Consider the following 21,477-nt stretch of genomic DNA (forward strand, 5'->3'; position numbering starts at 1 on the left):
AAATATAGATGAATATATTAGTCAGTGGTTGTTTATTAGGAATATGCTGCCGTTACAATGGCACAGGGAAACTTTCAGAAGAACTGGCAGAACGGCTGAAAGAATATCATTTTATTCCGGTATGTCCGGAACAGCTTGGTGGTCTAACAACCCCAAGACTTCCGGCAGAAAAAATCGGAGATAAAGTATTACTTAAGGATGGCAGTGATGTAACAGAAGAATTTATACAAGGTGCAAAAGAAACTTTAAAATTAGCTCTAATGTATGATTGTAAGCTGGCCATATTAAAGGAAAGAAGTCCGTCCTGTGGATTCGAAAAGATATACGATGGTAGTTTTACGGGACAGCTTATTGATGGTAATGGCGTTACAGCAGAAATTCTTTCAGAAAATGGGATAACAGTAATTGGAGAATCAAAGATTAATAAACTAGAAGAGATTGTAAAGGATATAAACAATCATTAAAACACAGGAGACTTATTAATATACCATAATCAAAGGAGGATTCGTTATGAGTGAGCAAAATGAAATGATTAAAAAACAATTGGAACATAGAACCATTCGTGAATTTAAGGAAGAAAGTATTCCTTCGGTTATCTTTGAACAATTGATGGAGGTAGGAAGAAGAACGGCTACTTCAAACGGCATGCAAGGTTGTTCTGTTATCCGTATTACCGATGGAACACTTAAAAAAGAAATTGCTGAAATCTGTAAACAGGAATATGTTGCCAGAGTACCTGAACTTTTAATATTTGTTGTTGATCAAAATAGAAACTGGCAGATTGCAAAAGAAAAGAATTGCCTGGAAGAAAGTGCAAAAGACATGGATCGGTTCTTTCAGGGATTTACAGATGCCTGCATAACAGCACAGAACATAGTCAATGCTGCGGAAAACATGGATTTAGGAACCGTTTATCTGGGAAGCATCTTAAACGATTCCGAAAAGATTTGTGAATTACTAAAATTACCCCCTCTGACTTTCCCAGTGGTGGGATTGGGAATCGGTTATCCAAATCAAAGCCCGCAATTAAAGCCAAGAATGGATATGAAACTGCGTATGTTTGAAAACGGTTATAAAATTTTTGATAATTACTTAGAGGAAATAAAAGATTATGATGAGGAAATGCAGACCTATTATGATCTTAGAAATGCCAACAGACGTGTGGATTGTTTTAGTGATCAGGTAGTAACCAGAATAAAGAATGCAGTTCCGAAGAGGCAGGCTTTGCTTCAGGTTATTCGTAAACAAGGGTTTGATTTGAAGTTATAATCGTATTTAATCCGGGAAATTTATAAAAAAAGAAATGGAAGGTTTATTACAGCCTCTCCCCTATTATAGCGAAAATGTATAAAATATGGTTTTATAAAGATAATAATAATTGTTAAAAATGAAAGAAGGAGCATATATCCAGCTCCTTCTTTTATTAGAATAATATGCTAAATTTTTTTGCATAAAGCTAAAAAAAATTTATATTATTAATTGTTTTTGTGATTTTAATATGTTAAAATATATACAGAAACGAGGATTATCCATAGTATTTTTTATATTATTAGGGGACTAAAAAATCTATGTTATAGTATCAGATGTCTTAGGGAGCCTTTATATCAGTTATCTCATTCCGAAAGAATCTTATAATTGCTTTCACAAAGGTACAATGTATTTAGGCTGACATATGATAATTTATAAGTATTATAAGTTATATAAGGTAGCGCTAAGAGTTACAGATAATTAATATTTCAATTAATTATAAGCTATAAGGAGAGAGAGGTATTTATATGTTTATAGTGAATGTTAATGGTAAGGATTATCAGTCCGAAACTGATATGGCATTAATGGATTTTCTTCGAGACAAGCTAGGAATTACTTCCGTTAAAAATGGGTGTAAAGAGGGTGCCTGTGGAACCTGCACAGTAATTGTTGATGGTAAAACAGTTCGTGCCTGTGTACAAAGATTATCAAAATTAGAAGGTAAAAAGATACAAACCATAGAAGGATTTACAGAAAGAGAAAGAGACGTCTTCGCTTATGCATTTGCAGCAGCAGGAGCAGTACAATGCGGTTTTTGTATCCCCGGTATGGTTATCTCCGGTAAATGTTTAATAGACCAAAATCCGGATCCAACAAGGGATGATGTAAAACAATCAATTCGTACTAATATTTGCCGTTGCACAGGCTATGCTAAAATAGAGGAAGGTATTCTTTTAGCAGCTAAAATGCTAAGAGAGAATATAGCAGTTCCTGAAGTAGAATCAGCAGTTAATATTGGAGAAAGAACCTGTCGCGTTGATGCAGTTCCTAAGACTCTTGGTACAGCAATGTATGCAGATGATTATTACTTTGAAGGAATGCTTTATGGCAAGAATGTGTTCAGTAAACACGCTCATGCAAAAGTACTTTCTATTAATATAGATAATGCGCTTAATCTGCCGGGAGTAGTTGCAGTATACACTGCAAAAGATATTCCGGGCAAAAGATATGTTGGACATCTTGCTAAAGATTGGCCGGGAATGATTGCAGTCGGAGAAGAAACCAAATGTATTGGTGATACTCTTGCAATGGTGGTTGCTGAAACGAAGGAGCAAGCAGAGGCAGCCGTAAAAGCTGTTGAAGTAGAATATGAAATATTAGAACCAATTCGTAATCCCAAGGAAGCAGCAGCTCCCGGAGCCCATGCAATTCATGGTGAAGGTTTTATGCAATTTGGGAAATTCAGAATTCCTGAGAATAATCTATTTGACCATGAAGAAGTAAAGAGAGGAGATGCAGAAACTGCATTAGCCAACTCAAAATATGTGGTTGAAGGAACCTTTACGGTACCTCCAACAGAGCATGCATTTATGGAACCGGAAACTGCAGTTGGTATTCCGGATGAGGATGGAATTAAAGTTATTACAGGGGGACAAGGTATCTATGATGAATATCATGAAATCAGTGAATACCTGGGACTTCCACTTGAGAAAGTTAGGATTCAAAGTGCTGCTGTAGGCGGTGGATTCGGTGGTAAGGAAGATATGAGCGTTCAGCATCAGGCTGCACTATGTGCATATCTTACAAAGAGACCGGTAAAGGTATCTTTTAGCCGTCAGGAAAGTATTAATTATCATCCAAAGCGTCATGCAATGGAATTATACGTTAAAATAGGCTGTGATGAAAATGGTATACTGCAAGGTATGAAAGCAAGACTTACCTCAGATACCGGTGCTTATGCATCTTTAGGAGGTCCTGTTCTTCAAAGAGCATGTACCCATGCAGGAGGGCCTTACAACTATCAAAATGTTGATATAGAGGGTAATGCTTATTATACTAATAATCCACCGGCTGGTGCATTCCGTGGTTTTGGTGTTACCCAGTCCTGTGCAGCTGTGGAATGTCTTATTAATCAGCTTGCAGAGGAGGCAGGTATTTCCGGATGGGAAATCCGTTATCGTAATGCCATCAAACCGGGACAATCTTTACCTAATGGACAGATTGCCGATGAAGGAACCGGAATGTTAGAAACCTTAGATGCAGTCAGAGAAGACTTTGAAAAATATGAAGCAGACCCGGACTATTATGTTGGTATTGCATCCTCCATGAAGAATGCCGGAGTTGGTGTAGGAATACCGGATCCGGGGCGTTGTAACCTAAAGATTATAGACGGAAAAATTCATGTAAGATCATCAGCTGGAGCAATAGGACAGGGAATTCAGACCGTTCTATTACAAATGGTTTGTGGAACTACCGGATTAAATCATAATTTAGTTATAGTAGAACATCCTGATACAAAATATACTCCGGACTCAGGTACCACAACAGCTTCCCGTCAAACTGTATTTGCAGGTGAAGCAGCACGTCAATCTTCCATACAATTAAAGGCTGATCTTGACAAGGGACTTACCTTGGCAGATTTAGAAGGCAGGGAATATGCCGGAGAATTCGATTTCAAAACAGATCCGATTAATTCTACAAAGGAAAACCCGGTCAGCCATATTGCCTATGGTTATGCTACACAGCTCTATATACTTGATAAAGAAGGAAAAGTTGTTAAGATCGTTGCTGCTCATGATGTTGGCAGACTTATCAATCCTCTCTCCGCAATTGGACAGGTAGAAGGCGGAGCAGCTATGGCTCTTGGATATGGATTGACGGAAGTTTTCCCATTAAAAGATGGTGTTCCTCAGGTTAAACTAGGTACTTTAGGATTATTTAAATCTACCCAGATGCCACCTGTTGAAGTGCAATTTATTGAGAAAAATCCATCTGAAGTGGCTTATGGTGCAAAAGGGCTTGGTGAAATCGTTTGTGTTATGGGTGCACCTGCTTTACAAAATGCTTATTATAAAAAAGATGGTGTATTTAGATATAATTATCCTTTAGAAAACACCTATTATCGTAAGCCAAAGCCTGCTAAATAGTTAAGAAAAATATGTTGAACTTATAGCTTATATTTAAAATAAATAGGACTAAACCATTCTCTTTGCAGAAGTAGTGGTTTAGTCCCTTATTTGTATTTATTTAACTTTCATACCAAAATAACTTTGCCTCTTTTTTGAGATTTCTTTCTCATGCCAAAAATAATCAAAAATTACTTTTCTTAAATCTTCTTTTATTTCAGTATCTAAGAAATAGTTTCTTGTTACCGAATCAAAATAATAAATCTCAAGATTGTTGATATACACGGTGGGATAAGCAATATTCATAGGAATTTCCATGATTACACCCCGATTATAAAAACCTTCATTTATTTCTGCAGTATTATCATTCAAAAATTCATAGGCTTTATCATAATCATCAAAATAAGCAGATTCATTACAAGAGAAGTAATAGTAATCACTTATTTTATAATATAATTTTTTCCACATATCTATAGTAAATTCAGTTTCATATTTTAATGAAAGAATTTTACATTCTTTATTAATATCAGCAAGGCTTTTTGGAATTAAATTAAAAACAGTTACCACATATAGTTTTTTCAAATAAATTCTCCTTTCATAAACACGAGAATATAAATAATAATGATAATCATTATCTTATAGTAATCATAAAACAATCACAGTGATAACGTCAAGCTAAAAATTTTTTTGTTGCGTTCATTTAAAAATCTATTTGAATTATTTAAATATATTTCTTGTTGGAGTACATACGATAGCGAAACGCAAATTACGAAAGGTATGAATAAAATACAATTAATCGATGTGAATGGTAATAATATAAGCTCTACACGATGCTATGAAGAACATATTCCCACAATTACTGACTTACGAAAATGGATACTTAATGCAGGTTTAAGAATTAAGTATGAATATGGCAGTTATAATAGAACTCCTATTAATAAGGAGACTACGAAAGCTATTATTTGGGCTGTAAAAGAATAAGAAGGAATAATAAGTGCTGCCAATGAATTAGGCAGCACTTATTATTCTTATAGATTTAGCTTGCCTCACTGGGAAAGCAAGTGAAACAAAATATTATGACAGTTGATAATCCAGCCCTTTAAAATGAATTATTTGTGCAGCATTCAGGCCACATTGTACAATTCCTTTTCTACCAAGCATGGACACTCCGGTGTACTTAAATAAAGTGGAATCTTCATCACGAAATGCGGCTTTCTGGTTTACTTTTATTGAAGGGTCATTTAATATTTGGATAAAATCATATGTCTGGGTACCTTTTTGGCTGCTGAATTTGTAACCGATATTTTTACTGCTGCTGCTTTTAGTAACGACACCATTTTCATCAATTATATGGATTTCGGTTAGTCCGGTTGCTTTGGTCAATTGAATCAAATCTTCATTGGAAAGATTTTTCTTTTCTAACAAACCGGCAATTTGCATATTTACTTCCAGCATTTGCTCGCCAATAGCAGTATCGAATTTCTTCATAATGTCTTTTAGATTGTGGGCAACGTCAAGCAATTCTTCTGTTCTTTCCGTGTACAGTACATTATTTTTTAACTGCACCTCCATAATTTGTGCCATTCCTTCTACGGATTCTCTACCGGACATACTCTTTTGTGCAACATCATCGGCACTTTGTGAAATCAGGTCAGTACCCAGCGTATGGTTAGCCGCATCCTTGGAAATATCTCCAATTAAAAGAACGGCTCCTTGTACGGTATTCATAATATCCTCTAAATTCTTTTTCGCATTTTCTGTTACGTCTACTCCGGTATTTACATCATCCATAACTTGTTTCATGGAATCAACTGCTCGAACTACCTCGGACTGTACATTACATATTAAAATGTTAATTTTTTCTGCTGCATCCCGAGTCTCTTCTGATAATTTTCTGACTTCATCTGCTACAACAGAAAAGCCTTTTCCATGTTCACCAGCTCTGGCAGATTCTATAGCTGCATTTAGTGCTAACATATTCGTCTGTTCGGATATGGTTTTAATAGTTGCTGTAATGGTTCCAATCTCCGAAGAAGATTGCTCTAAATTTTCCACAATATTATAGGTAGACATAATATTATCTTTTACTTGTGTCATAGTTTCAGATACCTCTGAGACTGCAGCGCCCCCAAGTGATGCAGTGTCATTGGCATATTGTACACGTGTAACGGCAGATTCACTGTTTCCTGCGATACTCTTTTCATTTTCCACCAATTGAGTGGTAGATGATGCCACTTCCATGATCATATTTGTTGTCTCTTCAAATAACTGATTTATGTAGATTAATTGTTTGTTTAAGTCTGTCATTCCATCGGTTGTCTTGTCCGTCGTGTCTTTAATTCTGTATGCAGAGATCTCAATGGATACAGCAGAGTGTAAAAGCTCATAAATCCAATTGTTAATAATAATTCGCAGATTCTCAAATTGTTCAATAATCTCGCTTAGATCCCTTTGCTTGGTGCGAAGCTTAATCTGGGAATTAAAATTGCCTTCATTAAACTGATTTAGATTTCGTTTAATCTCATTTAATAAAAGGTATACCTCCCTGTTACAAATAGTTACGATGAAGCTGGTAATTAATAATGATATGCATAAAAACAAGATAACAGTCACTAAAAAACTTAATCCCTTTTTTTCAGCTACTGCGGCTACTGCTGCATAAATTACTGTATTTAACGCAGTCAGTAACAGAATGTGCTTTAGATTCAATTTCGTCTTCAAGTATCTACCTCCATCATATGTATATAACTATGGTATTGTAAGCGAACTTTTTCGCAATGACACCGTAATACAGACATAGTGAAAATTACTAAATAGTATGGCTGTATTATGTTGATTTTATCACAAATGTTATAAAAAGACTAGTATACAATTGAAGTTTTTATAGGTGATAGTGCTTATTTCTTAGTTCTGATTTGACAAACTACACATAAAGTGGTAGATTGAATCTGTTTTTAATATCATCTAAGGAGGACATGAACGAAAATGAAATGGGGAATTATTTCAACCGGTACAATTGCTCATAATTTCGCAAAAACTGTTGCGGCAATGGGCGGAGAGACAGAAGTTTATGCTGTTGCTTCACGCAGCCAGGAAAGTGCACAAGCTTTTGCAGACCAATACGGGATTAAAAAAGCATATGCTACTTACGAAGAATTGGTTAAGGATGATAATGTAGATATTATTTATGTTGCCACACCTCATAATTTACACTATGAAAACATGCTGCTGTGTTTAGAATATAATAAAAATATACTTTGTGAGAAATCATTTACAGTTACTGAAGAAGAAGCACAAGAGATTTATAATTTAGCACAAGAAAAAAATCTGTTTGTTATGGAAGGCTTTTGGACAAAATATCTGCCTATTTACAGGGAAGTTGAAAAATTAATAAATGAAGGTGTGATTGGCGATATTCATATGGTTACGGCACAGTACGGATATTGTACAGCAGGAGCACGTACCATTCGTAAATTTGACCCTGCATTAGCAGGAGGAACACTATTAGATATCGGTGTTTATGCGATAGGTTTTGCTGCCATGATTTTAGGATACCAGCCAAAGTCTATTCAGTCTCTGGTGAAATTAAATGATGTGGGCACAGATGAATATAGTACCATTGTTATGCAATATGAAAATGGAGCAATTGCACAGCTTACCACTGCAATTCAGACAACAATTCCTGTTTTAGGCTGCGTATATGGTTCCAAGGGGTATTTAAATATTCCGGAATTTAAAAATCCTGATAAAATTCAGGTAGTATTAAATGATGGAACCACTTATACCATTGAAAAAGATGTAGAGATAAACGGATACGAGTATGAAATTAAAGAGGCAGAAAGATGTTTATCAGAAAAACGTCAATATAGTGAAATTTTAACTCCTGATCAATCTATAGCAGTCATGAATATGATGGATCAGGTAAGAAATATTTGGAATATGAAATTTCCTTTTGAAAAATAAAGTAATTCAATAGAAAGAACCGAATGGGAACATTATTTTTCTATAGGTTTATGCAGCGACAGGACTAGCTCAGGTTTAAAAGAATTTGAGTTAGTCCTGTTTGCATACTACTCCAAACGAGCTATTTGCTATACAAGTGAACTCTATTTAGCTTTTAAATCCTAAATATAATGTTTTGCGGTGGTCTTGATTGAAGAAGGAGTAAATTTCTTGCAATTTTATTTTTGATATGATAACGTAAAATTATAAATATATCGTAGAAATATATAATTAATCCCGTACTAATTAGGAGAGATTATTATAATAAGGGTAAGATGTGATGTTTACCGTGACCATGATATAAGCACTGCAGGATTATTTAATGAATAAATATTTCAAGTTAAGTCGTTGAATTTACTTTAGGTAGTAAATTTCTGTCATTTATAAAAGGATTAATTATAATATTATTAATTAAATTAACTATATAAAATAAGGTTTCGGTTAATCTTGCTAGAAAAACATGGTGTATGGAGGTTGAAAAATGAGAAAAGATACGTGGAAAAAGATTTTAACATATAGTGTTTTATTAATATTAGTAATAAGCTTCTCAGGATGTAGTAAGACAAGTGATGCGAAAGATTTAGATATACAATATATATCGTCTTCTTATATAGTTGATATGAGTAATCCAGAAGAGGTTGTTAGTAGTTTTTCATCCAAACAGATATTGATATAGTTATATTTGCATATATGAGAGCCTAAAGACCTCGATAGTGTGTTAGGAAACGGAATCTGTGTATTAGAGTAATAAGAGTATGTAAGAGGTTTGTTATTGTTGACAACTTGGGTGAATATATTGAAGGCATAAAAAAGATCTGCAAAGAACGCAAATAGTTAACTTCGTAGGTATTTTGTCTGCGGATAAGAGTGGTAAAAATTTATAGTATGGTGCATAATGGAAATAAATTAAAAAGTGAATGTATGGGAGGATAATAATGATAAAGATATCAATCAATGAAGAGGTTACTGGTGTAAAGCTCAATGAACTGATGGACTTTGTAATTAAGAGAAGTGATTCCATATCTGTGTCCAGATACTATACCGGATTTTTGGAGGTTTTAGAATTCGATCAAATGCAGGAAGGGTACAAAGAATACATATATAAGGAAGATGCAAAACGAAGAGAAGCTTATAAAAGTAATCACAATAATTATCAATTTAGAATAAATAGTATGTTACATTTAGATTCTGAAGATGGCGCTTATTCATATTTTGACGAACTATTGAAGCAGGATTTAAGTGCATTTGAGGAATTGCAATATGATTCTTTTTCTGAAGAATCGGATAAAAGATTCACATCTCAGTCTGTTGAACTTATTAAAACGAAGTACACCAGGGTTACTCCAGTAACTATGAATCCGGTTTTTGAAATGTGCTTTTTTAAGCTTGGGAAAATCAGTTTATCCATTACAAATAAAATGAAAAAGTTATATGACTATCCATACATGATTGATGGCATCGATTATGAAGACATAACCTTTTATAAGAACGATGTTATCACATTTGCAGTATGTTCGCATGAAAGATTTGCTTATCTAAGTCTGAATGAGGAAGATTTTGAAGCCTTTAAGGAGTTGGGAATAGCTTATGAGTAGCATACTATAAGTTTATTTGAATAGTTTATGATGTCCGGTAAAATATGGCGGGGAATTAAATTGAATTTGCTAAAAGTAAGTATCTGCAATTAAAGCCATAGCATATATTGAAATAATAAAAGTAATAAGAGGCTTGCTATGCCAATCGGAAAAGCTGACAATCAATTAAATCTTGCTCTTGACGTTTCAGAACAGACAAGAGAAAGAACTTTAGACCTGAATGTAGGATATTTCCCGGATCTAAGAACTTGGGAGTTAATTGTAAAATACAGCGGAGATATTAGTAGGATTGCTGAGGAATTGGAACTTACTGTAGTACCTCTGCAAAATGAATATGCAATTATAACAATTAGAGAGGATCTGATTGACCTCTTATCTGCCTACGAAGAGATCGAATTCATAGAGAAACCAAAGAGGTTGTTTTATACTGTAAATGAGGGAAGGGCGGCTTCTTGTATTAATCCCCTTCAAACCCCCCAGATTAATTTGTTTGGCAGAGGTGTTCTGATAGCAATAATTGATTCGGGCATTGATTACTCCCATCCGGATTTTCGAAATGAAGACGGAACCACCAGAATAATTGATTTATGGGATCAAACAATACCCGGTAATCCCCCGGAAGGGTATGCAATAGGAACTCTTTATACAAGGGAAGAAATTAATGAAGCTTTGCAGATTAGGAATATGGGAGAGAGGCTTAATGCATTGCCAAGTACGGACCTTAGTGGCCATGGAACCCACGTTGCTTCAATTGCAGCAGGAAATGGACGTGGAAGCAACGGAAGATATAGAGGAGTGGCTTCTCAAAGTGAATTGATTATAGTAAAACTTGGGGCTTCTGTTGGAGAGTCTTTCCCAAGAACCACCCAGTTGATGCAGGGAATTGATTATGTTGTAAAAAGAGCTATTGAGTTAAATATGCCCTTAGTTGTTAATTTAAGTTTTGGTAATAATTATGGAACTCATAACGGTTTGTCCTTATTGGAAACTTATATTAATGATATAGCAAACCGCTGGAAGATGAATATTGTAGTTGGAACAGGTAATGAAGGAACTGCGGGAAAACATACCGGAGGTTTTCTAAGCACAGGAGTAATGGGTGAGCCTGTAGTCATTGAGTTAGCCGTTGGGGAATATGAGGATACCTTTAATCTTCAAATATGGAAGAACTTCTACGATCAATTTGATATTACATTGATTGCTCCTAGCGGAATCAGAGTTGGTCCCATTCCGGAGAGATTAGGTACTCAGCAGTTTGTCATTGGGCCTACAGAAATATATTTATTCTACGGAGAGCCTTTGCCTTACAATATTCAACAGGAGATATATATTGAATTCATCCCAACCAGAGATTATGTGGAGACAGGTATTTGGAAGATTGAGCTGGTTCCTAGAAATATTGTAGTTGGAAATTATGATCTTTGGCTTCCAGCAGGTGGAGTTATAAGTCCTCAAACCAGATTTCTAAGGCCGACGGAATCTACTACTTTAACAATACCATCTACCGCGGAAAGAGCCATTTCTGTAGGAGCTTATGATGCTCATAATGACAGCTTCGCATATTTTTCAGGCAGAGGTTATCCTCGTGGAAGTATTATGGTTAAACCGGATCTGGTTGCCCCTGGAGTGGACATAACTGCTGCTTCACCGGGAGGGAGTTACACCAGCAGATCAGGGACTTCCATGGCTACTCCATTTGTAACAGGAAGTATTGCTATGCTAATGGAATGGGGAATTGTTAATGGGAATGATCCATACCTTTATGGTGAGAAGACTAGAGCATATCTTATCGCTGGGGCAAGGCATCTAAGTATAGAGAGAGAGTATCCAAACCCAACCTTGGGATATGGGGCATTGTGTTTAAGGAATAGTTATCTGCTAACTCAGTAGATAAATAGAAATATTACTATTTCTGACGGGATTAGGACATTTGCCGAAATATTGCTAATAATGTAACAGAACATCGATTTATGTCATAATATATATCAGGCATAATATACTCTTGTTATATTATAGCTAAATAAATTTCGGGAGGTGTTTATATGGGTAGAAATGATTTTGGCCACAATTACTATAGATTTGATAATAGATTTGATAGTAGGTCAAGAAGCCTTTCAGGAAGAAGACGTTTTAGTGAATCAGACAGAAGATTAGGCGGCGTATCAGAAAGAAGACGCTTCAGTGAATCAGACAGAAGATTTGGCGGAATATCAGAAAGAAGACGCTATAGTATATCAGACAGAAGGCCTTGGTAAAATAAATAAATTAAATAAGTGTAATCTAGAAGAAGCATGGAAAATTACTACAAAGTTAACGATAGGGTAAATGGATATTTAATTCGTAAAATTATAGGCGAAGGACGATATGGAATAGCGTATTTAGCTACAAATGATCAAAATGAAAAGTATGTAATGAAACAATTGAAAAAAGAATCGATTAAAGAGACGAAAGAAAATTTATTCTATGAAGAAAAAACATTACGAAGCCTAGATTATTCATGTTTTCCAAAATTTATTTCTAAATTTGAAGATAAATATGGAGAAGGTTATATATTAGAATATATAGAAGGAACAGTTTTTGAAGACTTAATTGTAGAAGACAAACACATTTTTAGTAAAGATGAAATCTATGATGTGGGGGGTCAACTTCTTGAACTAGTTGAGGTTTTACAGAATAATAACATTGTACACCAGGATATTAGGCTTCCCAACGTGATTTTAAGAGAAAATAAAGAGATAGCTTTAATTGATTTTGGATTAGCTAGATTTATAGATAATGACAGATATTTAAAAGAGATAGATTATTGGTGCATAGGTGATTTTCTTATTTTCTTATATTATTCATCGTATGCAGAAACTAATTCTGAAGAAAGACCTTGGTTTGAAGAACTTGAACTAAACATAGATGAAAAAATATTTTTAAAAAGACTGATGGGTATTGAAGAAAGATATAAAGATATAAAAGATATAAAAGAACAACTTGAAACTTTAAAAAAAAATAAACTCTAATATAAACCATGTGATGAAAATGCTACAACATTACATGGTTTATTTATAATATAAAAAATAATAATTATAAGGAGACGTCATTGTGCGAAGTTCTGTTACAATATTAAACATATATCTTGATAGCTTTAGAGCCAATATATATACGGTCGAACCTTTTAGAATGATTGGTTTAATTGATGTTAATATTAGGTATGTCTATGGAATAGAAAGAGTAACCTTGGCATTTTATAGGTCCTCTGGAACCTATAGTGGGAAAATTAAAGGCTTGTGGTATCCTATAGTTGGAATAAAAACTAATACGGGAAGATTTACAGAATTTTCAGATAACATAAATTATATTTTAACACATACGACCAAAAATGGAAGCGCAGATAAAGGCTGGCTTGTTAAGTCATTATTTTTTGGAAACCAATTTGCAGATAAATATTTAATGAAAGGATTTTCCGTTGGACCACATTACAATAAATTATTAGAGATAGGTAAAACATTAAAGAATTTATATGAAAGTAAGAATTTCTATAAAGTCGATTCCTTAGATGCACAATATTTAAACGCCGAAGTGTTTTCAAGAGATACTTATTATAAAAATTTCCATACACAAAAGGAAAATTTTGAAACTTTTATTGTGGATCTGTATAACCAAAGCTTACTATAATATTTTATATTTGATTTATCAAATTAATATATACATTTACATGGGAGAAGAATTGGGAGTTTGTGATATTCTTACTGAACGTGTAGACGACCTGACCGGATTTCACCAGTCAATTGAGGCAGTCTGTAAGAAGTGGACAGGACATTGAAGGACTGGGGTAGATACATTTCAAACTTAAAATGTTTTTTAAAGAACGCTTATCCTAAAAAAAAGACAAGGTATTAGGACTGCCTAATGAGATTTTTCTTGCAACCTTAAAAATGGTTTTGTAATACAAGTATGGGCAAGAACCACTGGAAAATGGTCTTGCCCATAAATTTTCGGCAGCTCCGGTACTTATATGACCGAACCGCAAAAGGAAGTATTTCTTACTTTACATGTTTTTTTATGGCTTCAAAACTTTCTTTACTGATTACATGTTCAATTTTACATGCATCCTCAGCAGCGATATTCTTATCAACGCCAAGTTCAATCAGACAGGAAGAAAGAAGCTGATGTCTTTCATATATCATTTCGGCAATTTCTTTTCCGGAATCCGTCAGATAAATAAAGCCTGCATCGGTAACGGTAATATGATTTTTTTCGCGTAAGTTTTTCATGGCAATACTTACACTTGATTTCTTAAATCCCAGTTCGTTGGCTACGTCAACTGAGCGGACAACCGGGAGTTCTTTACTTAATACCAAAATAGTTTCCAGATAATTTTCTGCTGATTCATTTATATTCATATCTTGTTACACCTCACATTCTATATTTTAAATTTATGTTAGTTATGTCGAATTTAAGTTAGTATATCATAAAAAATATATTATTTCAATTATTTCCGAGATGGGTAGATACCTGTAAAAAATGCTATGTATAACTAATTCAATTATTTTTCTAAGAACAGGAATTTCCTTACCGAAAACATAAGGAATATAACATCAAATAGAAACTTGTTTAATGAGAAAAAATATGCAAAAAAATTCTTGACAATTATTTAACATTGGAATATACTAATATATGAAAATGAAAATCTTTATCAATACCATAAAATTGTATAAGAAAGAGGATGAGATTATGCCGTTAACGATGGTGAAAGTAGGAGAACCTAATACAATAAAAAAGGTTGGCGGAAAAGAAGAAACAAAAAGGTTTTTAGAGAACCTTGGATTTGTTGCGGGAAGTATTGTTTCGGTTGTGTCTGTAATAGGCGGCAACATGATTGTGAATGTAAAAGATTCCAGAGTTGCTATCGGAAGAGACATGGCGAACAAGATAATGGTTTAATAAGATTCATTGTATATAATATGAAAGAAGGAATTAGGTTGAAAAACAAGTTTTTCAGCCGACAATTTGTGCTGGTGCACAAAGTTGCTGTCATTATTAAGAGGTGCTAAAGCGCCGGAATTGAGGTTAATATGAAAACATTAAGGGAAGTAGCCTGTGGACAAACCGTAAAGGTAAAGAAGCTTACCGGGGAAGGTCCGGTAAAGAGACGTATCATGGATATGGGAATTACAAAGGGAGTTGATGTTTTTGTTAGAAAAGTAGCGCCCCTTGGTGATCCGGTGGAGGTGACCGTAAGGGGATACGAATTATCACTTCGAAAAGCAGATGCGGAAATGATAGAAGTAGAATAATTTTTTTTTCGTCATAGGTTAGTAAAGACTAACAAACGGCAGGGGAAACAAATAAGGGATAGGAATAACAAACATAGCCATTGGGCAGAAGGAGATTAAGATGTCAATTAAAATTGCACTTGCAGGTAATCCAAATAGTGGTAAGACAACATTATTTAACGCACTGACAGGCTCTAACCAGTTCGTTGGTAACTGGCCTGGTGTAACAGTAGAAAAGAAAGAAGGTAAGTTAAAGGGGCACAAAGATGTCACAATCATGGATTTGCCGGGAATCTATTCACTGTCCCCATATACTTTAGAGGAAGTAGTGGCAAGAAACTATCTGATCAGTGAAAGACCGGATGCAATCTTGAATATCGTGGATGGAACAAATATTGAGAGAAATCTGTATTTATCTACACAGTTAATGGAACTGGGTATTCCAGTAATTATGGCAGTTAATATGATTGACGTGTTGGAAAAGACCGGTGATAAGATACATATTGATAAGCTCAGTAAGAAGTTGGGGTGTGATGTAGTAGAAATTTCCGCATTAAAAGGAACCGGAATTCAGAAAGCAGCAGAAAAAGCAGTTGCTCTTGCAAGAAAGAAAGAAGTAAATGTACCGGTTCATGAGTTTGCAGCGGAAGTGGAATCTGCAATTCGTTCTGTAGAAGACAAACTGGGAATGGATGTTTCAGAAGAACAAAAGAGATTCTTTGCAATCAAATTGCTGGAAAAAGACGATAAGATTCAGAATCAGATTAAACAGGTACCGGATGTATCTGCCGAAATTAAAACACTTGAAAAAGAATTTGATGATGATACAGAAAGTATTATTACCAATGAAAGATATGTATATATATCATCTATTATTGGTGAATGCTGTACGAAGAATAGAAAAGAGAAGCTAACTACGTCAGATAAAATTGACCGGATCGTTACTAACAGATGGCTGGCACTTCCGATTTTTGCAGCAGTTATGTTCCTTGTATATTATGTTTCTGTTACAACAGTGGGTACATGGGCAACAGATTGGGCTAACGAAGGCTTATTCGGTGATAGTTGGAGCCTTTTTGGAATGGAAGTTCCCGGTATACCTGCACTGATAGAATCAGGTTTAAATGCAATAGGATGTGCTGACTGGTTACAGAGCCTTATTATTGATGGTATTGTAGCCGGTGTTGGCGCAGTCCTTGGTTTCGTTCCCCAGATGCTTATCTTATTCGTATTTCTTGCCTTTTTGGAAGGCTGCGGATATATGGCGAGAGTTGCATTTATTATGGATAGAATTTTCCGTAAATTCGGTCTTTCCGGTAAATCTTTTATACCAATGCTTATTGGAAGCGGCTGTGGGGTTCCAGGTATCATGGCATCCAGAACCATTGAAAATGACAGAGACCGTAAGATGACAATTATGACTACAACCTTTATCCCTTGTAGTGCAAAACTTCCTATCATTGCTTTGATTTCAGGTGCTCTATTTGGAGGCGCATGGTGGGTTGCTCCCAGTGCATATTTTGTAGGTATTGCAGCAATTATCTGCTCTGGTATTATCCTGAAGAAGACAAAAATGTTTGCTGGAGATCCAGCTCCTTTCGTTATGGAATTGCCGGCTTATCATATGCCTACGGTAGGTAATATATTAAGAAGTATGTGGGAAAGAGGATGGTCCTTTATTAAAAAGGCAGGAACCATTATTCTCTTATCAACTATAGTATTGTGGTTCTTAATGCGTTTTGGATGGGCAGACGGTTCTTTTGGATTGTTAGAACCAGAACAACTTGATGATAGTATTTTAGCATCTGTTGGAAATGCATTGGCACCATTATTTGCACCACTTGGCTGGGGAAACTGGAAGTCATCAGTAGCAGCAGTTACTGGTCTTATTGCAAAGGAAAACGTAGTTGGAACATTTGGTATTCTATATGGATTTACAGAAGTAGCAGAAGACGGTGCAGAAATCTGGGGTTCCCTTGCAGGAAGCATGACTGCCATAGCTGCATATTCATTCCTTGTATTTAACCTTTTATGTGCTCCTTGCTTTGCAGCCATGGGCGCTATCAGAAGAGAAATGAATAATGCAAAATGGTTCTGGTTTGCAGTTGGATATCAGACAATTCTTGCATATATCGTATCTTTATGTGTATTCCAAATCGGTACCTTAGTTACAGGTGGTGGCTTTGGAGTTGGAACTGTAGTAGCATTTGTACTTATCCTTGGATTTATATATCTGCTGTTTAGACCACATAAAGAAAGTAAAACATTACATGTAAATATGAAGAGTATAGCTGGCGCAAAATAGAAAGCAGTCCGGCATAAGATAGGGCCTGCGTCTAATGACGCGGGCCTGTTTCTCAAAAGGTGCTAAAGCACCAAAATCGAGATCAGGTTGAAAAAGGTTTTTCAGCCGGTAAATTTGTATATGGCACAAATTTACTCTGCTATTAGAAGGTGCTAAAGCACCAGAATCGAGGTTATTATGGGTACATTAATTACAGGAATTGTAGTTTTGGGAATAGTAAGTTTTATAGTAAAAGGCATGATTCGTGATAAACGAAATGGAAAATCAATACAATGTGGTGACGATTGCAAGCATTGCGGAGGTCATTGCCACAGGTAGGAGGAATGCATTGGAGCAGGAAGTAAAAAAGCCAGGAAAAAAGCCCCGGGATTATAGAAACTATCACAGGACACAGATGCAGAAAGAAATGGTACTTCAAAAACTGAAAGAAAAAGGCTGCAGGATTACCAAACAAAGATTGACCTTGCTGGACATTATTCTGGAGGAAGAATGCTCCTGTTGTAAGGAGATTTTCTATCGGGCAGTAGAGAAAGATAATAGGATTGGAACAGCAACGGTATATCGTATGATAAATACACTGGAGGAGATAGGGGCAATCAGCCGAAAGAATATGTATAAGATTGCCTGTGGTGCTGAATGTGAGATGGAAAATGTTTGTACGGTAGAATTTGATGACGACACCGTCTGTCATTTATCAGCCAATAAATGGAATACGGTTATACATGCGGGACTGTCTGCCTGTGGTTATATGAACGGCCAGGAAATACGCAGTGTGGTTGTGAAACAGTGCAGTTGTGACAAAAGTGAAGCATGAAACAGAACACACAAAATGCAAAAGCTGTCACATGGTAGTAAAGCTGCCGTGATGATGGCTTTTGTTATTATAGGATCAAAAATTCAAAAAGCTTAGGAGGTACCTATGTGGAATCTTTAATGCGGGAAGAATTGTTTTATGGAAGCAGAGTAAAAGTATTAGAAAGAAAAGATAATATGTCTCTATATCAGATAACAGATGAAACCGGAAAAGCAGAGATGACCAGTTATCAGGTATTTGATGGGATTACAATTGTGTACAACGACGTGCATATGGAGGGTATTCATGTGGACGTTTTGCCTCAGGAAGATATGTACGAAATTAATCACTGTAATGAGGGTAGGATCGAGTGTGAATTCAATAGCGGAGACTATCTTTATATGGCAAAAGGGGACTTTTCCATGAACCGGAAGGATGGAACTTGTCATCAGTCTTATTTCCCCGTATCTCACTATCATGGAGTATCTATTTTAGTTATACCTAAAATTGCACAGAGGGAAATTGATAAGCAATTTGGAAAAAATAAAATTGACTTAAACAAGATCTTTACTACTTTTTGCAAGGACACAGGGTTTTATGTGACCAGAGAAAATGAGTCCATGGAACATATATTCCATGAATTGTACCATGTTCCGGAGAAGATCAAGCAGGAATATTTTCGGTTAAAGGTATTAGAGGTAATTTTATTTTTAAGTGCGTTTGAACAGGAGGAAAAAGAGGAAAGAGTATACTATTCAAAAATCCATGTTCAAAAAGTGAAGAATATACAGAGACAATTAGTGGAGAATCTGGATAAAAAATATACCTTGGAACAACTTGCAATAGAACATGACATAGCTTTAACCTCCATGAAAAAGTGCTTTAAAGGGGTATTTGACAGTGGAATCTATGCATATATAAAGGAGTATCGAATGCAGGAAGCTGCAAAAATGTTATTGGAGACAGAAGCGTCAATTTTGAATATTGCCAATTGTGTGGGATATGAGAATGGCAGTAAGTTTTCAGCAGCGTTTAAGGATGTAATAGGGATTACACCTAAGGAATTTCGAAAAAGCAGGGAAACTATGCCTGAATGGAGTGAAATGCGCCGGAATGGAGTAGAAAAATATGCATAAAAGCAATAAAATGAATAAGAAATAAGAAAAAGCGCCATTGTGGTGCTTTTTTTAAAAGAGAATAGTTAGTGATTACTAACCATTAGTAGTCAGTACTCTTTAGTAATTACTAATTATTAGTAGCAACTAATAAATGGAGGTGTCATAATTGAAAAATAAGAAAAAAGGAATCCTTGATTTTGCAGGTAATTATAAATATCTGACATATTTAGGATGCGTATTATCCGGCATCAGTTCCGTATTAATGTTGGTGCCATTTCTGTGTATTTGGAAAATTGCTTATGAAGTTCTGAAAGTAATGCCCAATATTCAAGATGCAAAGAATTTGACGCAGTATGGATGGATTGCTGTTATCTTTGCCCTTGTGGGAATTTTAATTTATGGAGGGGCATTGATGTGTACACATATTGCAGCCTTCCGTACCGCAAGAAATATGAGAAGCAAAACACTGCATCATATTGTAAAATTACCCCTTGGATACTTTGATACCAATGGAACCGGTAAACTAAGACGTATTATTGATGAAAGTGCCGGCCAAACAGAGACTTTTCTTGCACACATACTGCCAGATTTAGCCGGAGCACTTGTAACTCCTGTTGCAATGCTGATTCTGTTATTTGCCTTTGACTGGCGATTGGGACTTATCAGTCTAATTCCTATTATAATCAGTATGTTCTTCCTAAGCCGTATGATGGGACCTAATATGGCAGAAGCCATGAGAGAATACCAGAATGCTTTGGAAGATATGAACAATGAAGCGGTAGAATACATAAGAGGAATCCCTGTTGTAAAAACTTTTGGGCAGTCGGTATTTTCTTTTAAGAATTTTCATGATTCTATAATGAGGTACAAAAAATGGGCAGTGAACTATACAATCAGTTTACGGATTCCCATGTGTAATTATACGGTGTCCATGAATTCCGTCTTTGCACTTTTGATACCAGCGGGTATTCTGATGATACCGGCAGCGGTAAACCCCCAGAAGTTCTTATCTGATTTTATTTTCTATTGTATTTTTACTCCTATTATCACGGTTACAATGAATAAAATCATGTTTTCCAGTGAAAATCTTATGTTGGCAAAAGATGCGGCAACCAGAATCAATGGGATATTGGAAGAAAAAGTACTTAAAGAGCCTGCAGGAACTGAGAGAAAAACGCCGGCTCATAGGGATATAGAATTTAAGGAGGTAACTTTTTCCTATCCAGGAGCTGCCCAGCCTGCTATACGTAATATGTCATTTTCCATTAAAGAAGGAAGTACAGTGGCTTTAGTGGGACCATCCGGTGGAGGAAAAACAACGGTTGCCTCCCTGATTCCCCGTTTCTTTGATACGGACAAGGGAAGTATAACAATAGGAGGGGTAAGTGTTAAAAATATTCCAACGGAGGAATTGATGAAAAAGGTATCTTTTGTGTTCCAGAATACAAGACTTTTTAAAACCAGTCTTTTTGAGAACATTAGATTTTCAAAACCGGAGGCAACAAGGGAACAGGTTATGAAAGCAGCAAAAGCTGCACAATGTGAAGAAATATTTGAAAAATTGCCTCATGGCATTGATACAATAGTGGGAAGTAAAGGTACTTATCTTTCCGGAGGAGAGGCACAGCGAATTGCACTTGCAAGAGCCATATTAAAGGATGCTCCTATTATACTTTTGGATGAAGCCACTGCTTTTGCCGATCCGGAAAATGAGCATAAGATTCAGGAGGCTTTTGCGGAACTTACAAAAGGAAAAACAGTATTGATGATTGCCCACCGTTTGTCTACGGTAAAGAATGCGGATAAAATCATGGTAATTGAAGGCGGTAAAATCAAGGAAAGCGGTACACATGCACAGCTTCTTGAGAAAGGTGGCTTATACCAAAGAATGTGGGAAGAATATCAGACCTCCATCTCATGGAAAGTAAAAGAAGGGAAAGTGAGTTGAAAAAACAAGTTTTTTCGACAGGAAGTTTGTTCCAGAACAGAAAATTACTGTCATTATTAAAAGGTGATAGAGCATCGGA

21 protein-coding genes are annotated in these 21,477 nt (G+C 35.6%); 18 read left to right on the plus strand and 3 right to left on the minus strand.

Annotated elements, in window-relative coordinates:
- Nucleotides 1-8: 8 nt before the first annotated feature.
- From RT261_RS07090 to xdh, 3 genes are all read left to right on the plus strand, one after another.
- Nucleotides 9-464, plus strand: coding sequence for a DUF523 domain-containing protein (locus tag RT261_RS07090; protein ID WP_313131127.1), 456 nt, complete (start codon nt 9-11; stop codon nt 462-464).
- 46 nt (nt 465-510) lie between these two features.
- Nucleotides 511-1,269, plus strand: a complete 759-nt coding sequence (locus RT261_RS07095) for a nitroreductase family protein (RefSeq protein WP_313131129.1) — start codon at nt 511-513, stop codon at nt 1,267-1,269.
- A 506-nt stretch (nt 1,270-1,775) separates the two neighbouring features.
- Nucleotides 1,776-4,394, plus strand: a complete 2,619-nt coding sequence (gene xdh, locus RT261_RS07100) for a selenium-dependent xanthine dehydrogenase (RefSeq protein ID WP_313131132.1) — start codon at nt 1,776-1,778, stop codon at nt 4,392-4,394.
- A gap of 96 nt (nt 4,395-4,490) precedes the next feature.
- Here the strand turns inward: xdh and RT261_RS07105 are convergent, their stop codons facing one another.
- Entirely contained in the window at nt 4,491-4,955 is a 465-nt protein-coding gene (locus RT261_RS07105) for a hypothetical protein (protein WP_313131134.1), read from the minus strand.
- Nucleotides 4,956-5,150: 195 nt separating this feature from the next.
- On the opposite strand from RT261_RS07105, the gene RT261_RS07110 reads away from it, so the two are divergent.
- Entirely contained in the window at nt 5,151-5,354 is a 204-nt protein-coding gene (locus RT261_RS07110; protein ID WP_313131136.1) for a hypothetical protein, read from the plus strand.
- 93 nt (nt 5,355-5,447) lie between these two features.
- Here RT261_RS07110 and RT261_RS07115 read toward each other — a convergent pair whose 3' ends face one another.
- A complete protein-coding gene (locus RT261_RS07115; protein ID WP_313131138.1) occupies nt 5,448-7,094 on the minus strand; it encodes a methyl-accepting chemotaxis protein in 1,647 nt (548 codons plus the stop codon).
- 264 nt (nt 7,095-7,358) lie between these two features.
- On the opposite strand from RT261_RS07115, the gene RT261_RS07120 reads away from it, so the two are divergent.
- From RT261_RS07120 to RT261_RS07150, 7 genes are all read left to right on the plus strand, one after another.
- The gene (locus RT261_RS07120) at nt 7,359-8,336 is read left to right on the plus strand and encodes a Gfo/Idh/MocA family protein (RefSeq protein ID WP_313131140.1); all 978 of its coding nucleotides are present in this window, start codon (nt 7,359-7,361) and stop codon (nt 8,334-8,336) included.
- 520 nt (nt 8,337-8,856) lie between these two features.
- The gene (locus RT261_RS07125; RefSeq protein ID WP_313131142.1) at nt 8,857-9,051 is read left to right on the plus strand and encodes a hypothetical protein; all 195 of its coding nucleotides are present in this window, start codon (nt 8,857-8,859) and stop codon (nt 9,049-9,051) included.
- Nucleotides 9,052-9,310: 259 nt separating this feature from the next.
- Complete coding sequence (locus RT261_RS07130; RefSeq protein WP_313131144.1) at nt 9,311-9,970, plus strand: hypothetical protein; 660 nt, start codon at nt 9,311-9,313, stop codon at nt 9,968-9,970.
- A 138-nt stretch (nt 9,971-10,108) separates the two neighbouring features.
- Nucleotides 10,109-11,860 carry a S8 family peptidase gene (locus tag RT261_RS07135; protein ID WP_313131146.1) on the plus strand — a complete coding sequence of 584 codons (1,752 nt, stop codon included), beginning with the start codon at nt 10,109-10,111 and terminating at the stop codon, nt 11,858-11,860.
- Between the two features lie 152 nt (nt 11,861-12,012).
- Nucleotides 12,013-12,225 carry a hypothetical protein gene (locus tag RT261_RS07140; RefSeq protein WP_313131148.1) on the plus strand — a complete coding sequence of 71 codons (213 nt, stop codon included), beginning with the start codon at nt 12,013-12,015 and terminating at the stop codon, nt 12,223-12,225.
- A gap of 36 nt (nt 12,226-12,261) precedes the next feature.
- On the plus strand, nt 12,262-12,978 hold the full coding sequence (locus tag RT261_RS07145) for a protein kinase family protein (RefSeq protein ID WP_313131150.1): 717 nt from the start codon (nt 12,262-12,264) through the stop codon (nt 12,976-12,978).
- Between the two features lie 160 nt (nt 12,979-13,138).
- The gene (locus tag RT261_RS07150) at nt 13,139-13,633 is read left to right on the plus strand and encodes a hypothetical protein (protein WP_313131153.1); all 495 of its coding nucleotides are present in this window, start codon (nt 13,139-13,141) and stop codon (nt 13,631-13,633) included.
- A 368-nt stretch (nt 13,634-14,001) separates the two neighbouring features.
- Here the strand turns inward: RT261_RS07150 and RT261_RS07155 are convergent, their stop codons facing one another.
- Nucleotides 14,002-14,361 (minus strand): metal-dependent transcriptional regulator, encoded by a 360-nt coding sequence (locus RT261_RS07155; protein WP_313131155.1) that lies wholly within the window; start codon nt 14,359-14,361, stop codon nt 14,002-14,004.
- A gap of 328 nt (nt 14,362-14,689) precedes the next feature.
- Here RT261_RS07155 and RT261_RS07160 point away from each other — a divergent pair, with 328 nt between their 5' ends.
- From RT261_RS07160 to RT261_RS07190, 7 genes are all read left to right on the plus strand, one after another.
- Entirely contained in the window at nt 14,690-14,902 is a 213-nt protein-coding gene (locus RT261_RS07160; protein ID WP_313131250.1) for a FeoA family protein, read from the plus strand.
- A 131-nt stretch (nt 14,903-15,033) separates the two neighbouring features.
- Entirely contained in the window at nt 15,034-15,255 is a 222-nt protein-coding gene (locus tag RT261_RS07165) for a FeoA family protein (protein WP_313131157.1), read from the plus strand.
- 100 nt (nt 15,256-15,355) lie between these two features.
- Nucleotides 15,356-17,539, plus strand: a complete 2,184-nt coding sequence (gene feoB, locus RT261_RS07170) for a ferrous iron transport protein B (RefSeq protein WP_313131160.1) — start codon at nt 15,356-15,358, stop codon at nt 17,537-17,539.
- Between the two features lie 177 nt (nt 17,540-17,716).
- The gene (locus RT261_RS07175) at nt 17,717-17,857 is read left to right on the plus strand and encodes a FeoB-associated Cys-rich membrane protein (protein ID WP_313131162.1); all 141 of its coding nucleotides are present in this window, start codon (nt 17,717-17,719) and stop codon (nt 17,855-17,857) included.
- 76 nt (nt 17,858-17,933) lie between these two features.
- Complete coding sequence (locus tag RT261_RS07180) at nt 17,934-18,353, plus strand: transcriptional repressor (protein WP_313131252.1); 420 nt, start codon at nt 17,934-17,936, stop codon at nt 18,351-18,353.
- A gap of 107 nt (nt 18,354-18,460) precedes the next feature.
- Nucleotides 18,461-19,468 carry a helix-turn-helix domain-containing protein gene (locus RT261_RS07185; protein ID WP_313131164.1) on the plus strand — a complete coding sequence of 336 codons (1,008 nt, stop codon included), beginning with the start codon at nt 18,461-18,463 and terminating at the stop codon, nt 19,466-19,468.
- A 148-nt stretch (nt 19,469-19,616) separates the two neighbouring features.
- On the plus strand, nt 19,617-21,398 hold the full coding sequence (locus tag RT261_RS07190) for an ABC transporter ATP-binding protein (RefSeq protein WP_313131168.1): 1,782 nt from the start codon (nt 19,617-19,619) through the stop codon (nt 21,396-21,398).
- The last annotated feature ends 79 nt before the right edge of the window (nt 21,399-21,477 follow it).

The organism is Anaerocolumna sp., from assembly GCF_032079385.1.
Classification (GTDB): domain Bacteria; phylum Bacillota; class Clostridia; order Lachnospirales; family Lachnospiraceae; genus Anaerocolumna.

Coding starts and splice junctions, on each gene's coding strand:
- RT261_RS07120 (WP_313131140.1), top strand. CDS start 7,359: ATGAAATGGGGAATTATTTCAACCGGTACAATTGCTCATAATTTCGCA.
- RT261_RS07180 (WP_313131252.1), top strand. CDS start 17,934: ATGCAGAAAGAAATGGTACTTCAAAAACTGAAAGAAAAAGGCTGCAGG.
- RT261_RS07095 (WP_313131129.1), top strand. CDS start 511: ATGAGTGAGCAAAATGAAATGATTAAAAAACAATTGGAACATAGAACC.
- RT261_RS07090 (WP_313131127.1), top strand. CDS start 9: ATGAATATATTAGTCAGTGGTTGTTTATTAGGAATATGCTGCCGTTAC.
- RT261_RS07150 (WP_313131153.1), top strand. CDS start 13,139: ATGATTGGTTTAATTGATGTTAATATTAGGTATGTCTATGGAATAGAA.
- xdh (WP_313131132.1), top strand. CDS start 1,776: ATGTTTATAGTGAATGTTAATGGTAAGGATTATCAGTCCGAAACTGAT.
- RT261_RS07165 (WP_313131157.1), top strand. CDS start 15,034: ATGAAAACATTAAGGGAAGTAGCCTGTGGACAAACCGTAAAGGTAAAG.
- RT261_RS07155 (WP_313131155.1), bottom strand. CDS start 14,361: ATGAATATAAATGAATCAGCAGAAAATTATCTGGAAACTATTTTGGTA.
- RT261_RS07110 (WP_313131136.1), top strand. CDS start 5,151: ATGAATAAAATACAATTAATCGATGTGAATGGTAATAATATAAGCTCT.
- RT261_RS07125 (WP_313131142.1), top strand. CDS start 8,857: ATGAGAAAAGATACGTGGAAAAAGATTTTAACATATAGTGTTTTATTA.
- feoB (WP_313131160.1), top strand. CDS start 15,356: ATGTCAATTAAAATTGCACTTGCAGGTAATCCAAATAGTGGTAAGACA.
- RT261_RS07140 (WP_313131148.1), top strand. CDS start 12,013: ATGGGTAGAAATGATTTTGGCCACAATTACTATAGATTTGATAATAGA.
- RT261_RS07145 (WP_313131150.1), top strand. CDS start 12,262: ATGGAAAATTACTACAAAGTTAACGATAGGGTAAATGGATATTTAATT.
- RT261_RS07135 (WP_313131146.1), top strand. CDS start 10,109: ATGCCAATCGGAAAAGCTGACAATCAATTAAATCTTGCTCTTGACGTT.
- RT261_RS07175 (WP_313131162.1), top strand. CDS start 17,717: ATGGGTACATTAATTACAGGAATTGTAGTTTTGGGAATAGTAAGTTTT.
- RT261_RS07130 (WP_313131144.1), top strand. CDS start 9,311: ATGATAAAGATATCAATCAATGAAGAGGTTACTGGTGTAAAGCTCAAT.